The following is a 14,643-nucleotide window of genomic DNA, read 5'->3' on the forward strand; positions in this document are numbered from 1 at the left end:
ACCGCATGGCATCCGAGCCTCCAGGGTGCAATCGGAATTCCAATTCCGACCGCAAGTGTTTAACCTGAAGCAGACCGAATCGTCAACAGAGCCTAGGCCGCCTTTTGCCAGATAGTGCAAGGGCAGCACGGTCGCTTCGGCGGCTTCTTCGCTGCCGAGAATCAGGCGCTTACCCGCCAAGTCGTTGAGCGACTCGATGCCCGAATCCTCACGAACCAGCAGCACGGACCGCACCGCGCGATCCACATCCCGCATGACCAGGGTTTGGCTGGAGCAGTTCTGTTTGACATGAAACTGGGCGTGCGCCAGAGGCGTGTTCCAGGCGATCTCCACTTCCCCGCGGTCAAGTGCCGCAACGAGGGCGTCGTAGTTGGAATACAGCACAAAGTCGGAGGAAAAATCGTGGCGATTCAAGTATCGCTTCAGATCTTGAAACACCACCACGGTCCCCGGAGACGAAGCCACGGCGCCGATCCGCACCGCCGGCGATGCGGCATTTGCAGTTTGCCCGATCGATTTCTCGCTCACTGCGTGGAACACGCACAGTGCCAACAATCCGACGAGCATGATGCGGCGTTGCATGGGAAGGCCCTGCCGTGAAAAGGAACCGTGTGACGATTTCAGAGATTTTGACACTTCGCGCTGGCGACGTCCAGCCGCGCAGCGCAAGCTCAAGGCGTCGTCGTCGCCACAACAGCGCGCGGGCCCAATAGCCATGGCCAAGGTTGGGTAGATTACAATGGCCCCGGCTCCGTTTACTGGTATGACCGATTTTCCTGTAGTGCTGCACCTTGGGAGACTGCTGATGCGCCGCACATTGGTTGGCTGGTTGGGTTTGGGAACGTGCGGATTTCTGACCGCGAACGCGCTCGCGTTGGGCGTGACCGGATCCACGGGGAGCGGCCAGCCGTTTTCGAACCTGCAACCTGCGCAAGCGTTAAACCAACTCGTTTGGACCAGCGGCTTGTACCCGCCGCACGAGGGGCCAAGTATTGGCGAACGCTACCTGGGCGGGATGCGACTCTTCGCCGGCAGCTTCGCCCCGGGCGGGACGGCCTTCGCCGACGGGCAATTGCTGCCCATCAACCAGAACCAGGCGCTGTTCTCCTTGCTTGGAAATTACTATGGCGGCAACGGCCAAACCACTTTCGCACTACCGGACCTCCGGGGGCGCGCCGCGATGAACGCGGGGCAAGGTCCGGGGTTGAGCAACCGACCGCTGGGGCCATCGCCCGGCGCTTATGAAGTCAGCCTGATTGAAGACAACTTGCCAGCTCATCGCCATCTTTTGACGGGCGGGCAATTGACCGGGGCGACGGGCGCCGACGAACTCTTCTCGAATTTGCAGCCGTCCGTGGCGATGAGCTATATCGTCGCGATCGATGGAGCGTATCCCTCGCCGGATGAATCCGCGGCCGGAGAGCCGTTCCTGGGCGAAGTAGCGATGTTTGGCGGCAATTTTCCGCCGGCAGGCTGGGCGTTTGCCGACGGGCGACTGATGTCGGTCGATGCAGACGACTCCTTGTTCTCCATTCTTGGTACGACGTACGGCGGCGACGGTCTGTCCAGCTTCGCCTTACCGGACTTACGCGGTCGCGTGCCAGTCGGCGTCGGACAGGGACCCGGGCTCAGCGATCGACAACTCGGCGAGGCCTTCGGCGCCGAAGCGGTCACGTTGACCGAATCACAGCTTCCGGCGCACGTTCACTCATTGCCCGGTGGCGGCGACACCGAAAGCAGCGGCGGGAACCAACCCTTTGATAACCTGCAGCCGTCGCTGGGTTTGCACTATCTCATTGCGACGCAAGGCAACTTTCCTTCACCGCTCGACTCGCCCGACAATGAGACGTTTCTCGGTGAAGTCACGCTATTCGCCGGCAACTTCGCGCCGCGCGGCTGGGCGCTGGCGGAAGGCCAACTGCTCCCGATTTCGCAAAACCAGGCGTTGTTCTCCTTGCTCGGCACGAGCTACGGCGGCGACGGGCAAGTGACCTTCGCCCTGCCTGACTTGCGCGGACGAACTGCCCTGCACGCCGGGTCCGGGCCGTGGGAGTTGGGCGAGTTTGTCGGCGAAGAACAGCACGCGCTGACGCTGGACGAACTGCCGCCGCATCAACATCAACTGTTCACGCCCGGCGACACCGATCAAGACGGCGACGTCGATGTGACGGATTTGAACAATGTCCTCAACAACTTCGGCAACGCCGGCAATCCGGTGTTGGGCGACACGGCGCCATTTGACGGCATCGTCAGCGTGAGCGACTTGAATGCCGTGCGCAACAATTTCGGAACCATGCCAGACAGCCAGTTCGTCCCGGAGCCTGCGTCCTGCTTGCTCGCCTTGATCGCGATGCTGTGCGTGGCTTCGGGGACGTTTGTCAGCCGCTTCGTGGGCGGGCATGCTTCATAGATGGACCGGCGGCAGACGCTGAAGTCCGTGTTTGTCTCCAGACTGTCCTTCTTGTCCAATCGATGGCGGGCGTTGGTCTGGACGGCGGGGCGGGGTTTTGGCACACTCCGGCCGCCATGTTACTTCAACCTTGCCATGCCCAGTTTTCAGGTGGCCTACGGTCGGTAGCGCTTCTCTGCGCGGCGGCGGGTTGCATCGCGCTGTCCGGTTGCCGACAATCGCAGGTTCCCACGTTGCCTTTTCCGTTTGGCAGTAAAAAGCCGCACGAAGACGAACGGTATACGCAATTGCCCAGTTTAACACCTGGGGAAATGGCGAGTGCTCGACGGGAAAAGGGGGCGACGTTCGGGATGAGTGATCGGGCTCGAGAGATCGAGCAACGTCTCGGCATGGAGTGATCGGTAAGAAGCATGGCCGCCCCAGAAACGTTCGAATTGCTGTGCCAGCATGCGCGCGAAGCCGCGCTACTGGATTCCGTCGCTTATCTGCTGGAGTGGGACGAGCGCACGCTCATGCCCCACGCCGCCGGACCATATCGCGCCGAGCAGTTCACGCTGCTCTCGTCGCTCGCGCACCAGCGCCAGACCGATCCGCGCATCGGCGAGTGGCTCCAGGAACTCTCCGATAGCCCACTGGCGGCCGATCCCCATAGTGACACGGGCGCCACGATTCGCGAGCTGCGACGCAAGTATCACAAGAAGACCAAATTGCCGCAGGCGCTCGTCGAAGAACTCGCGCGCACGGCGATCCTCGGGCAGCAGGCGTGGGACGACGCACGGAAGAAGAACGACTTCGGCTCGTTCCGCCCGCTGCTCGAAAAAACGATCGAGCTCAAGAAACAGCAGACGGAATGCCTGGGCTACGAGGAATGCCGGTACGACGCGCTGCTCGACGATTACGAGCCGGCGGAGACGACGTCGAACGTGGCCCGCGTGCTGGCCGGCCTGCGCGAGGAATTGGTGCCGCTCGTGGCGGAGATCGCCGCCTCGAAGCGAGCGCCTAAGCATGAGTTGCTGACGCGGCGCTATCCTGAAGAACAGCAGCGGGTATTCGGCACCGAAATGGGGAAGCGCATCGGCTTCGATTTCAACCGCGGCCGGCTCGACGTCACGGTTCATCCGTTCTGCTCGACGATGGGCCCGCACGATTGCCGGATCACGACGCGATACCACGAGCATCAGTTCCCGAGCGCGTTCTTCGGCATCCTGCACGAAGCCGGACACGGCATTTACGAACAAGGCCTGCGCCCGGAGCAGTTCGGCTTGCCGCCTGGGGAAGCGATTTCACTCGGCATTCACGAGTCGCAATCGCGGATGTGGGAAAACCTGGTCGGCCGCAGCCGCGCGTTCTGGGAGCACAGCTATCCCGGCGCGCAGCAGGCCTTCCCTGAGGCGCTCGGCGGCGTGCCGTTGGACGACTTCTACTTCGCAATCAACGACGTCCGCCCCTCGCTGATTCGCGTCGAGGCGGACGAAGCGACGTACAATCTGCACATCCTGATCCGCTTCGAGTTGGAACAAGCGCTCATTAACGACGATTTGCCCGTCGCCGATCTGCCCGCCGCGTGGAACGAAAAATACCGCGGCTACCTGGGTATCGAGCCGCCCGACGACACGCAAGGCGTGCTGCAGGACATCCATTGGAGCGCCGGCCTGGTGGGCTACTTCGCCACGTATTCGCTCGGCAATCTCTATGCCGCGCAGTTTTTCCAGACCGCCCAACGGGAACTCGGCGATCTGCACGCCATGTTCCGCCGCGGAGAGTTCGCGCCGCTCCGCGAATGGCTGCGCACGAACATTCACGAACACGGCCGCCGCTACACGGCCGCACAACTCGTCCAGCGCATCACCGGTCGCCCGCTGGGGCACGCGGACCTGATGGCAGACCTGCGCGGCAAATTCGCCCCACTCTACGAGCTGTAGACCAATACATCTGAACCGCAGAGACGCGGAGAAGACAGGGATTGCGTAGGGCGGGCCGCGCTCAAGTTAGAGTGATCGTACTTTTGGAACTTTGGCCCCTTGGTAAATCGCCTTGATTCGAAAACGAAAGGCCCGCCGTTTCAGCCAGCGGCGGGCCTTACCACATGATTTACAGTTAATCGCTCGCTGGCGCGCCTTTTTGGCTTCACCAAGTTATTTGCGCGCACGGCCCGCCCTACGTCGTCTCTCCCCCCTCTGCGTCTCAGCGCCTCTGCGGTTCAAAATGAACCGACCTCTCGGCGACTTTTTTCCCCGCACACTAGCTTGCCCTTTCGGCGCGGAAGTATAATCCAGGTCACGGTCGCCCGGTTTCCGTCGGCGGCCGGCCTCCTGTTTGGATTCAAGAAGGTGCGATCATGCCGGTGCAGATGGAGTTATCGCGGATCATTATCAGCGAGATCAACGAGCAGCAGGTGATTTATCTGCGCGAGATCGAAGGGAGCCGCACGTTTCCGATCTTGATCGGCATCTTCGAAGCCACGAGCATCGACCGCAAGGTGAAGCGCATTCCCACCCAGCGGCCGCTGACGCACGATCTGGTGGTCAGCATCGTCGAACAGATGGGGGCCGAATTGCAGGACGTGGTGATCAGCGAACTGCGCGAACACACCTACTTCGCCAAACTCCGCATCCGCCATGAAGGGGAATTGATCGAAATCGACGCCCGGCCCTCCGACGCTATCGCCGTGGCAGTGACCTGCGACCCGCAGTTGCCGATTTATGTTTCGGAAGAAGTGCTGACGGACGTGCTGGGGGAGCCGTAGGGAAGCTCGGAAGTCGGAACGCGGAATTCGGAAGTGACTGGTCCGTATGCCAAGCCGCTGGGACGATGAAGACGACGCCGAGTACGACGAGTACGATGACGATATCGACACGGAGGACGACGAGGAGCCGATGGTTCCTTGTCCGTATTGCCGGCGGGAAATTCACGAAGAAGCCGAGCAATGTCCCTACTGCGAGCAGTACATCTCGGCCGTAGACTCCCCGCCGTCGAAGAAGCCTTGGTGGCTCCTCATCGGCGTCGTCGTGTGCTTGTACATAATCTACCGCTGGAGCGTGGGCTAAATCCTCGTTCTTTGGTTCCGGCGGAGGCGGTGGCAAAACCAGGCACTCGCGACGACTCCGGCCAACAACACGCCCGATGATGGTTCCGGGACGGTGTTCGTCACCTGCACATTGTCGACGGCCCACCACCAATCGTTTTCGGCGCGTTCGAGGCCGAAATCGAGTTGCAACGTCTGCGTTCCCGCCGGGGCGTTGATCGCCAAAGCGATATGTTCATTGGTGGAGTTTTCGTCCTTGAATCTGGGGCTGGTCGGGTCGGAACTCCAGCGCAGGATTTCGACCGGCGCCGCGCCATCGAACGAGGCCGTGATGACCGGCGACTGATCGTTGTAGGCCGGACCGTCGTCGCAGCACTCCGGTCGGAAGCTGGAATCGAATTGCAGAAATAGTTCACCTTCGAGAAAATCGGCAATGCTGAACGTGGGCGTCGCCATGTAGACGCTGTAGGTATTGTCGATGTTGGTGATGGGACGGTGCGGATCGTCGTCCCATTCATCGGGATCGGCGATGGCCACCACGCCGTGACCGCGGCTGAACTCCTTGCGGCGTTGATCGCCGGCCACCGTGGACCACCAGTCATTGTCAGCAAAACCCCAGCCGGCCCATTCGGTCACGCCGTCCAGATCGTCGCCTTGGTCGAAGCCCGGCACTTTCGAGTTGTCGGCGGTCCAACCAGCCGGCGGCACGTCCGTCCAAACACCGGTGTATACCGGCACAACCGGATCCGGCTGCTCATGTTCGTCGAGCGAGTCGCCGAGGGTCACGCTTTCGAAGTCCTCGTAGAAATAGTCGACTGCCCGAGCGCTATCGTTGCACATTGCCGCCCAGGTCGCAAATGTCAGGAGAATGAGGCATTGCTGAATGAGACGACGCATGTGCAAATCTCCAGTGCGGTAAATCGAAGTAGACGCCCAGGAAAGGCATGGGGAATCCCTGAACTCGGCGGCCGGTGCGCCCTGACTCTATCTACAGAGCGGCTGCGAGGCAAGAAAAAAGCGCGCTATAGAAAACTCTTCTTGATCGCACCCAGGCCGTGCGAATCGTCCGCTCACGCCCCGACAATTTTCGCCGAGCACTGTTTTTTCTCACAATGCTCATTTCTCGGCCGGCGCTTGTCTACGAAACGACTTGCGCGCAATACGGTCACCCGGTGGTGTGACAGGCTGTTGTCACTCACGGTGTCGCAGCAAGTTGCAATGCTTCTCGCGTCCATTATAAGCGGGGGCACTGGGCGCTCGCTTAACGACCGAATTCCGCGCCCCGTGCTGTAAGAAATAACTCGATGGCAACTGGCGCTGGAGGTTTGCGATGGCGCTCCGCGTGGAACGGGCAATGGTCTCCGCCGCACTGCCGGCGCGCTGGCAGATTGCGTTGCAGCGTTGGCGCGCGGGGATATCGCGCAGGCCTGACGTCGGGTGCCTGGATGGCGAAGTGGCCGTGATCGCGAAAGTGCGCGACGTGGAACGCTGGCACGCGTCGGCCGATCTGCGGCCGGGCGCGGTGCTCGGTAAGTCGCCCGACGGGAACGACTGGCTGATGACCGCGCGCGTCCCTTTGGCGCGGGTGGAAGCATTGCTGGCCGATCCGGGCGTATTGCAATTAGAGCCGGCGCAACCGCTGCGACCACTGCTCGACGAGGTCACCGTGGAACTCGGCGCGATGCCGGAACTGCTGCCGACGCGCGGCGCGGAGCGGCTCGGCGCCGGCGCCATCGTCGGCATCATCGACACGCCTTGCGATTGGCGACACGCTAATTTCGCCAGCAGTTCCGGGCGACCGCGCGTGGCTGCGTACTGGGATCAACAAGCTACGGCGCGCGCCGACCGCCGCGTACACTACGGCGCTGTTTGGGATCGCGGCGAATTATGGATGACGCGCGACGTCCCCGTGGACGATATGACTACGTTGAATTCGCACGGCACGCACATGCTCGACGTCGCCACGGGCAATGGTCGTGGCGGCAGCGCGGCCGGCGTAGCGCCACGAGCAGATATCGTCTACGTGGCGATGCCCCGCGCGGCGCGCCGCAATCGCTCGCGCGCCGCCGCAACCGTAGGGGATACGGTTCGTCTGCTGGAAGGTACGAAGTTCATCTTTGACCAGGCCGGCTCTGCGCCCTGTGCCGTAAACATCAGCCTGGGCACGAACGCTGGCCCGCACGACGGAACGACGCTCGTTGAGCAATCGCTCGACGCATTGTCGCTTGCCGCGCCGCGCCGCGCGATCCTCGTTGCGGCCGGCAACAACTATGCGGCGGATCAACATGCAGCGGGAACGGTGCGGCCGTCCTTGCCGTTTAATCTCGCGTGGCATGTCCCTTGCGGCGGACGCGTGCGGCATAGCCTGGAGGTCTGGTACCGCGCGGCGGACCGGTTCGACGTGGAACTGATCGCGCCGCGCGGCCGGGGCGCCTGCCGTGTCGCGCCAGGCGAGAACGCGTGTATCGTCGATGATCGTACGGGGAGGCTTCGCGCATTCGTTGCGCACGAAGCGTGCGCCGCGAACGGTGATCGCGCCGTCACGGTCTTTATCGAGCGCGGCGCGCCTGCCGGAGTGTGGACCGTGCGATTGCATCCTCGCCAAGTTCTCGACGGGCGGTTTCACGCTTGGATCGAACCCGGGGACGACGTGCGGCCGGTATTTATCAGTGCCATCGACCCGGGCAGCACGCTCAACAGTCTCGCCTGTGGGCGCGCGACGATCGCGGTCGGTGCTTATGATGCGCAGCGTCCTCATTTGCCGCTCGCCTGGTACGCGAGCGAGGGTCCAACCCGTGATGGCCGTCCCAAACCGGACGTGAGTGCGCCGGGGCATCGTGTTTGGGCGGCCAAAGCGGGGACCCGGGAAGCCTCGGTGGAATGCTCCGGCACCAGCCTGGCCGCGGCCGCTGCGACCGGCGTGGCAGCCCTGGTCCTGGCCGAGGCCGAGGCGGCTGGGGTCGCGCTTTCCGCCGACGCATTGACGCGTCTCCTGATCGAAACTTGTCGGAAACATCCGCCCAAAGACGGCTGGGACTCCCGCTATGGACACGGGCGAATCGACGCCGCGGCCGCGGTGGAACGCGTGCTCAGGCTTGGCGACCCGTCGGAAACTTCGCTCCGCGTCGCGAACTTGAACGGCTCGCAACGGTAACTCGACTGGGCAAGTTTCCGCGGGGGCCGTAATCTGACCCATATGTCACGGTTTGAAACGCGCGACCGCGCCCGCACCACGCAGAACGAAGGCCCGCAGGCGGCGTCCCAAGCCGTTCTGCAAACACAGGTCACTTGGCGTGAATGGCTCGGCCAGCGCACCTGGCCGTTGGCCATGCTGGCGGCGTTGGGGTCGTTTCTGGCGTTGCCGCCGGTCGGTTGGTGGCCGCTCGTTTTTTTGGCGCCAGCGCCGTGGCTCTGGCTGGCACGTGCGCCGAAGTTGCCCGGTTCGCATCCTTATCGCGCGCTGTGGTTGTCCGGCCTTGCTTTCTGGATGGGGACGCTTCACTGGCTGCGGCTCCCGCATCCGGCGACCAGCATCGGCTGGGTCGCGCTGGCGGCCTATTTGGCTTGCTACATTCCGGCGCTCGTGGCGCTCGTACGCGTCGCGGTACATCGTTATCGCGTGCCGCTCGCGCTTGCCGCGCCTGTGGTGTGGCTGGGGCTGGAGTTATTGCGCGGTCACCTGTTGACGGGCTTCACCATGGCCAGCCTCGGGCACGCGCCTTATCGCTGGCTGGAGTTCATTCAAATCGCCGACCTGTGCGGCGCGTATGGCGTCAGTGCGGCCGTGATGTTCTTCGCCGCGATCGTCGCGCGGATGGTTCCCTGCGACGGTGAACAACTGTCATGGAAGCCGATCGTGCCTGGTGCCATCGTGCTGGGCCTGATCCTCGGCTACGGCTACGCGCGCACCGCACAGTCGCCCACGCGCCCGGGTCCGAAGGTGGCGCTCATTCAAGGTTCGATCGACCCTTCGCTCAAGCACGATCCCGAGAAGCAAGCGGAAGTTTCCCGGCATTACTACGACCTCTCCGTCCAGGCCGTCGCGCAGGATGCTGATCTGGATCTGCTGGTCTGGCCGGAGACGATGTATCGCGGCATGTTGCTGGAACGCGCGCCCGGTTCGCCGCCCCCGGAGCAATTCAGCGAAGAACAATACGAGCGGCGACTTGAACAGAGCCGCGCCGCCATCAGTTCGCTGGCGCGGAATTTAAACGTACCGCTTTTACTGGGTGTCGATACCTTCGAGGTGAATGGCGAGGAGCACCGGAGCTTCAACTCGGCGCTATTCGTCGAACGCGACGGTCCGCTCGGCACGCGTTATGACAAGATGCACCCAGTGCTATTCGGGGAGTATATTCCTTTCGGAAAGCAATTCCCCTGGCTCTATCGCCTGACTCCCTTGGGCGGCGGGCTCACCGCGGGTGAAACGCCACAATACGGCCGCGCGGCCGGCGCGGTGATTGCACCCAACGTTTGCTATGAAACTGTCGTGCCGCATGTGATTTGCCGGCAAGTTCGGGAACTCGCCAGCGCAGGGCACGAACCGGACGTGCTGGTGAATATTACCAACGACGGTTGGTATCTTGGCTCCAGCGCGTTGGATCTCCATTTGATGTGTGGCGTGTTCCGCGCTGTGGAATGCCGGAAGCCGCTGTTGATTGCGGCCAACACTGGCTTCTCCGCGTCGATCGACTCGAACGGCCGCATCCTCGCACAAGGCCCGCGCCGCGCGACAGGCATCATCGTCGCCAACACGCTGCTCGACGACCGCGAAAGCCCGTATCTGCTGTGGGGCGACTACCCGGCGGGCGCATGCTTGGCCCTTTGCGCGCTGCTAGCCGTGCAAGGATTGCGGCGTAGGAATGACGAATTTCTAAATCTGAATGTCGAATCAAATCCGAATGACTGAATGTCGAATGCACTCTTAGCGTCTCGGCTTTTCATCATTCAAACATTTGAATTTGATTCGACATTCAGATTTAGAAATTCGACATTTCCCTCATCCCCCGTACCCGCTGTAGCGTTTCACGCCGAAGTGGAACATCAGCCGGCAGGTGATGAAGAGCCCCACGACCCAGGCGGCTTGAATCCACAGTCCTTGCACGAGCGCGTCGCCTTGAACTTTGCCGAGGAAGACCGCCGACGGGAAATAGGCCAGGTACTGCAACGGCATCGCGCGGACCGCGGTTCCCCACGCGCCGGGTAGAAAATCAATCGGGAACATGTGGCCCGAGAAGAAGAAGCTGAACAGCATGAAGATGAAGACGAGCGAACTGACTTCCAGGAACCAGAAGCCGACCATGCCCATCGCCGCTTCGAGCAGGAAGCCCAGCAGAAACGACATCATCAGCGAGGCCGCGAAGGCCGCCAGCGTCGTGGCGTCCGGCCAGCCAGCCGTGAAGTAGCCGCGGCAGAGATAGAACACCAGCCCGAACGGCAGAATCGCGGTCGCGTAGTAAATCAACTTGTGCGCGACGCGCCCCAAGAGTAGGAAGCCGAGCATGTCGATCGGCTGCACGAGGAATTTCTTCACTTCGCCGTTGCGAATCTGCAAGGCAATCCCCGACGCCAACCCCGGCATGCTGGAAAACGCCCGGCTGACCATCGTCAGCAGGTAATAGGCGATCATGTCGGAGTACTTGTAGCCGGCCAATTCATCGCCGGATTGATTCGCGCCCATCGAGGCGAAGATCGCCCCCCACAGAAAAATCTGCGTCACGATCGGCAAGAACCGCATCAACGTGCCGAGCGCAAAATCGCCGCGATAGACGAGACGCTCGGCAATGGCCAGACGCAAGACGGTCCACCAGGTTTGAAGTTGAGTAGCGGGCATGGGGAGGCGGCGGAGGAGTAAAAGAGCAAAGAAGTAAAGTAAGTGCCGGTGCGATGCCTTATTTGACAACTTGACCGATCGGAGGTGCCACTTTTCAATGGCCACTCAGTTGCCGTCAGCCTGTTCTTCCTCGAAGCGGTCAACGTTTTCATTGAGGCACAGCCAATAAGCGAACAAAACATCGTGTCCACCGGCCGCTGCCACTACTGCAAGGGCCCGCTGAATTCGTTCCTGTTCGCTTCCTTTCCAAGCCACGAACTCCACATAGTCTTTGCCCGCCAATTGTGTGCGATTTGCGTTTCCAATCTGCACTTTTTTCGTTTCAAGAAGTTCCGTCAAGACCTGTTGAAGGCGTTGACTTGAGCAAGGTCGCACATTCTCCATAAGTTCGATTCCTTGAACTAGCCACCCGTGATGAATCAAGTCATCTTTGAGCTCGTCAAGGATTTGCGTCCCTATTTCGGACAAGCCATGTTGCATATCGCAAACCTCGATACATTCCCGCTTGCCGTCACTTTTCCAAATGCACCATCACCAGCGCCAAATCCGCTGGCGTGATTCCGGAGATACGGCTCGCCTGCGCGAGACTTGCTGGCTGAATCCTTGAGAGCTTTTCTCGGGCTTCCATGCGCAGTTGCTGAATGGAATAGAAGTCGAACGTCGCGGGAATGCGCTTCTCGGCCAGACGATGTTGCTTTTCCACGTCCAGGCGTTGTCGTTCCAAATAGCCTGAGTACTTGGTGTCGTTGACGACTTGCTCGGCGACTTCGGCAGACACCTCCGCCAGTTCCGGCAAGCGCTCGATCACTTCGGCCCACGTGGTTTCCGTGCGCAACAAAAACTGCGCGAGCGCCGCGTGTTCATACCGCGTGGATTGCAGCAGTGCTTCGACTCGGGCAATCTCCGCCTCCTTGGTCTCCCAACGCGCGATACGCGCAGGTTCCACGCAGCCGGCGGCCCGGCCTGCGCCGGTGAGTCGCCGATCTGCGTTGTCGTGTCGCAGCGCGAGGCGAAACTCCGCGCGGCTCGTGAACATCCGGTACGGCTCGTCGACGCCCTTGGTGACCAGATCGTCGATCAACACGCCGATATACGCCTGCTCACGCCCAAGGATGAATGGCTCGCGCCCCGCCACGGCGAGCGCCGCGTTGACGCCGGCCATCAAGCCTTGCGCACCGGCTTCCTCATACCCGGTGGTGCCGTTGATCTGCCCGGCCAGATACAGCCCTTTCACGCGCTTCGCTTCGAGCGCCGGCGTCAATTGCTCCGGTGGGCAGTAGTCGTACTCGACCGCGTAGCCATAGCGCATAATCTCGGCACGCTCGAGGCCGGGAATGAGTTTCAACATCCCGTCCTGCACGTCGCGCGGCAGGCTGGTGGAAATGCCGTTTACGTAGTATTCCCAGGTATTGCGCCCTTCTGGCTCCAGGAACAGTTGATGCTGTTCCTTGTCAGCGAAGCGCACCACTTTGTCCTCGATCGAAGGACAATAGCGCGGGCCGCGCGAATTGATCTGCCCGGAGTACATCGGCGCGCGGTGCAGATTCGCGCGGATCAAGGCATGCACCGCTTCGTTCGTATGCGTGATCCAGCAGGGAACTTGCTCGCCGGAGATGCGCTCGTTCAGGAACGAAAACGGCCGCGGATCGTCGTCGCCGGGCTGCAATTCGGTGCGGGAGAAATCGATCGTCCGCCCGTTGAGCCGCGCCGGCGTGCCGGTTTTGAAGCGACGGACTTCGAAGCCCAGCCGATGCAACGCGCCACTGATGCCCGAGGTCGTCCCTTCCCCGGCGCGGCCGCCGGGCGTTTTCGCCTCGCCGGTGTGCATCAGCGCTTGCAAAAACGTCCCCGTTGTGAGGACGACAGCGCGAGCGTGATACTCGGCGTCACCGCGGACGCGGACGCCGTGAATGCGCGGCTGGGCGTCGTCCACCAGCAGATCTTCGACGATCTCCTGCCGCAGCGATACGCCAGGCTGCGATTCGACGACGCGCTTGATCTCCAGTTGGTAGGCCTTCTTGTCCGCCTGGGCTCGAGGGCTGTGCATCGCCGGGCCTTTGCGGCGATTGAGCAGGCGGAACTGAATGCCCGTGGCGTCGATCGCCCGGCCCATGGCGCCGCCGAGCGCGTCGATTTCCCGGACGATTTGCCCTTTGGCCACGCCGCCGATGGCCGGATTGCAGCTCATCTGGCCGACGGTATCGAGGTTGGTCGTCAGCAGGGCGACGGAGGCCCCCATCCGCGCGGCGGCCAGCGCCGCCTCGGTGCCGGCATGTCCGGCGCCAATGACGAGGACGTCGAATTCGTAGATACAGGGGGACATCGCCGCTTATCTTACCCCGAATGCCGTCGGTCGACAGGCCGCGCAAGACAGCGCCGGCCATGAGGAGTCGCCCTGCCGCGGTCGTGTCGCTGGATTAGAATGGACGGCGCTTCCGATTGGTTCGCTGTCCACTTTGATTCACCACCAGGGGCGATCTCGCCTTATGTCTCACAGAATTCTGATCGCTATTGCCCTCTTTGTATTTTGCGGCGGCCGCCAGGCTTTCGGCCACGGCGACCCGATTATTGTCACCGCGTCCAACGGCGCGTTGACCACGAACGGCAATATCTTCACCTCGGAATTCGAACCGCTGGGCGGGCTTCGGCTAACGAACGTCCCGGGCTTTGAGTTTCTCGGCTTTCAATTCGGCGATGAAGCCCGGTTCGAGATCGTCGACCACCTTTGGTACTGGAACGAGACCACGGAGTTGACGCCGGCCGACGAAGAACTGGAGTTTATTGTCGAGAGTAATGCCTCGCCGTTTCCGCAAGTGAAAGTCAGCCACAACCCGGACCATGTGCCCGGCGAAAATCAGTTCGTACCGGGCTTCCTTTTGGAGACCATCGACGGGCAATCGCCCGAGCACCAGCATTTGCTGTCGTACTTGTTCGAAGAGAGCAACATCCCGGACGGCGCCTACGGCATCATGTTGCGCGTGCAGTCGGAAGGGTACTTACCGACCGACCCGTTTCTGATCGCATTTAACGATGACATCGGGGGCCTGGCGTTTCTCGACGGCGTCGCCGCCATTTCCGAAGCCGCGTTCTTCGAACCGGGGACCGGCATTCCCGGAGATTTCAATGCCGATCAGTTGGTCAACGCCACGGATATTGATCTCTTGTTCGCCCATCGCGGCAGCGACGAACCGGAAATTTACGATCTGGTTCCGGACAGCACGATCGACGACTTGGACGCCGCCTACTGGGTCGAGGAGATTGTCGGCACGATAAAAAGCGGACGCGGCACGCTGCTCGGCATCGCCTGCGAGAAGCCGCTCGCGCGCAATGTCGCAGAAGCCAGGCGCGTGCTCCAGCTCGTGAACAGCGTAAAGC

General features: G+C 61.7%; 11 protein-coding genes and 3 pseudogenes. 9 read left to right on the plus strand and 5 right to left on the minus strand.

Annotation, left to right across the window (positions count from 1 at the left end):
- On the minus strand, nt 1–582 hold a 582-nt coding region (locus SGJ19_14310), incomplete at its 3' end, for a PhnD/SsuA/transferrin family substrate-binding protein (GenBank protein ID MDZ4781423.1).
- A 433-nt stretch (nt 583–1,015) separates the two neighbouring features.
- Between SGJ19_14310 and SGJ19_14315 the strand changes: the two are divergent.
- The 6 genes and pseudogenes from SGJ19_14315 to SGJ19_14340 all read left to right on the plus strand — a co-directional run bounded on the left by SGJ19_14315 (nt 1,016) and on the right by SGJ19_14340 (nt 5,457).
- Nucleotides 1,016–1,165 (plus strand): annotated as a pseudogene (locus SGJ19_14315) (tail fiber protein).
- Nucleotides 1,166–1,360: 195 nt separating this feature from the next.
- Nucleotides 1,361–1,798, plus strand: a pseudogene (locus tag SGJ19_14320) (tail fiber protein).
- A pseudogene (locus tag SGJ19_14325) lies at nt 1,796–2,047 on the plus strand (tail fiber protein). The pseudogenes SGJ19_14320 and SGJ19_14325 overlap by 3 nt, the downstream one beginning before the upstream one ends.
- 773 nt (nt 2,048–2,820) lie before the next feature.
- Nucleotides 2,821–4,332 (plus strand): carboxypeptidase M32, encoded by a 1,512-nt coding sequence (locus SGJ19_14330; GenBank protein ID MDZ4781424.1) that lies wholly within the window; start codon nt 2,821–2,823, stop codon nt 4,330–4,332.
- 416 nt (nt 4,333–4,748) lie between these two features.
- Complete coding sequence (locus SGJ19_14335; GenBank protein MDZ4781425.1) at nt 4,749–5,156, plus strand: bifunctional nuclease family protein; 408 nt, start codon at nt 4,749–4,751, stop codon at nt 5,154–5,156.
- A 46-nt stretch (nt 5,157–5,202) separates the two neighbouring features.
- Entirely contained in the window at nt 5,203–5,457 is a 255-nt protein-coding gene (locus SGJ19_14340; GenBank protein MDZ4781426.1) for a hypothetical protein, read from the plus strand.
- Here the strand turns inward: SGJ19_14340 and SGJ19_14345 are convergent.
- On the minus strand, nt 5,454–6,332 hold the full coding sequence (locus SGJ19_14345; protein ID MDZ4781427.1) for a hypothetical protein: 879 nt from the start codon (nt 6,330–6,332) through the stop codon (nt 5,454–5,456). The genes SGJ19_14340 and SGJ19_14345 overlap by 4 nt on opposite strands.
- Before the next feature lie 433 nt (nt 6,333–6,765).
- Here SGJ19_14345 and SGJ19_14350 point away from each other — a divergent pair, with 433 nt between their 5' ends.
- Both SGJ19_14350 and lnt read left to right on the plus strand, forming a co-directional pair.
- Complete coding sequence (locus SGJ19_14350) at nt 6,766–8,589, plus strand: S8 family serine peptidase (protein MDZ4781428.1); 1,824 nt, start codon at nt 6,766–6,768, stop codon at nt 8,587–8,589.
- A gap of 42 nt (nt 8,590–8,631) precedes the next feature.
- Entirely contained in the window at nt 8,632–10,344 is a 1,713-nt protein-coding gene (gene lnt / locus SGJ19_14355) for an apolipoprotein N-acyltransferase (protein ID MDZ4781429.1), read from the plus strand.
- A 90-nt stretch (nt 10,345–10,434) separates the two neighbouring features.
- On the opposite strand, the gene SGJ19_14360 is transcribed toward lnt, so the two are convergent.
- The 3 genes from SGJ19_14360 to mnmG all read right to left on the minus strand — a co-directional run bounded on the left by SGJ19_14360 (nt 10,435) and on the right by mnmG (nt 13,591).
- Nucleotides 10,435–11,268 carry an ABC-2 family transporter protein gene (locus tag SGJ19_14360; protein ID MDZ4781430.1) on the minus strand — a complete coding sequence of 278 codons (834 nt, stop codon included), beginning with the start codon at nt 11,266–11,268 and terminating at the stop codon, nt 10,435–10,437.
- A gap of 105 nt (nt 11,269–11,373) precedes the next feature.
- The gene (locus SGJ19_14365; protein ID MDZ4781431.1) at nt 11,374–11,748 is read right to left on the minus strand and encodes a hypothetical protein; all 375 of its coding nucleotides are present in this window, start codon (nt 11,746–11,748) and stop codon (nt 11,374–11,376) included.
- A 31-nt stretch (nt 11,749–11,779) separates the two neighbouring features.
- On the minus strand, nt 11,780–13,591 hold the full coding sequence (mnmG, locus tag SGJ19_14370; protein ID MDZ4781432.1) for a tRNA uridine-5-carboxymethylaminomethyl(34) synthesis enzyme MnmG: 1,812 nt from the start codon (nt 13,589–13,591) through the stop codon (nt 11,780–11,782).
- A gap of 163 nt (nt 13,592–13,754) precedes the next feature.
- On the opposite strand from mnmG, the gene SGJ19_14375 reads away from it, so the two are divergent.
- Nucleotides 13,755–14,643: hypothetical protein (locus SGJ19_14375; GenBank protein ID MDZ4781433.1), on the plus strand; the 889-nt coding region annotated here is incomplete at its 3' end.

The organism is Planctomycetia bacterium, from assembly GCA_034440135.1.
In the GTDB taxonomy this organism is placed as follows: Bacteria; Planctomycetota; Planctomycetia; order Pirellulales; family JALHLM01; genus JALHLM01.

Excerpts from the sequence above, each read along its gene's own strand:
- SGJ19_14330 (MDZ4781424.1), top strand. The coding sequence starts at position 2,821 with ATGGCCGCCCCAGAAACGTTCGAATTGCTGTGCCAGCATGCGCGCGAA.
- SGJ19_14335 (MDZ4781425.1), top strand. The coding sequence starts at position 4,749 with ATGCCGGTGCAGATGGAGTTATCGCGGATCATTATCAGCGAGATCAAC.
- SGJ19_14340 (MDZ4781426.1), top strand. The coding sequence starts at position 5,203 with ATGCCAAGCCGCTGGGACGATGAAGACGACGCCGAGTACGACGAGTAC.
- SGJ19_14345 (MDZ4781427.1), bottom strand. The coding sequence starts at position 6,332 with ATGCGTCGTCTCATTCAGCAATGCCTCATTCTCCTGACATTTGCGACC.
- SGJ19_14350 (MDZ4781428.1), top strand. The coding sequence starts at position 6,766 with ATGGCGCTCCGCGTGGAACGGGCAATGGTCTCCGCCGCACTGCCGGCG.
- lnt (MDZ4781429.1), top strand. The coding sequence starts at position 8,632 with ATGTCACGGTTTGAAACGCGCGACCGCGCCCGCACCACGCAGAACGAA.
- SGJ19_14360 (MDZ4781430.1), bottom strand. The coding sequence starts at position 11,268 with ATGCCCGCTACTCAACTTCAAACCTGGTGGACCGTCTTGCGTCTGGCC.
- SGJ19_14365 (MDZ4781431.1), bottom strand. The coding sequence starts at position 11,748 with ATGCAACATGGCTTGTCCGAAATAGGGACGCAAATCCTTGACGAGCTC.
- mnmG (MDZ4781432.1), bottom strand. The coding sequence starts at position 13,591 with ATGTCCCCCTGTATCTACGAATTCGACGTCCTCGTCATTGGCGCCGGA.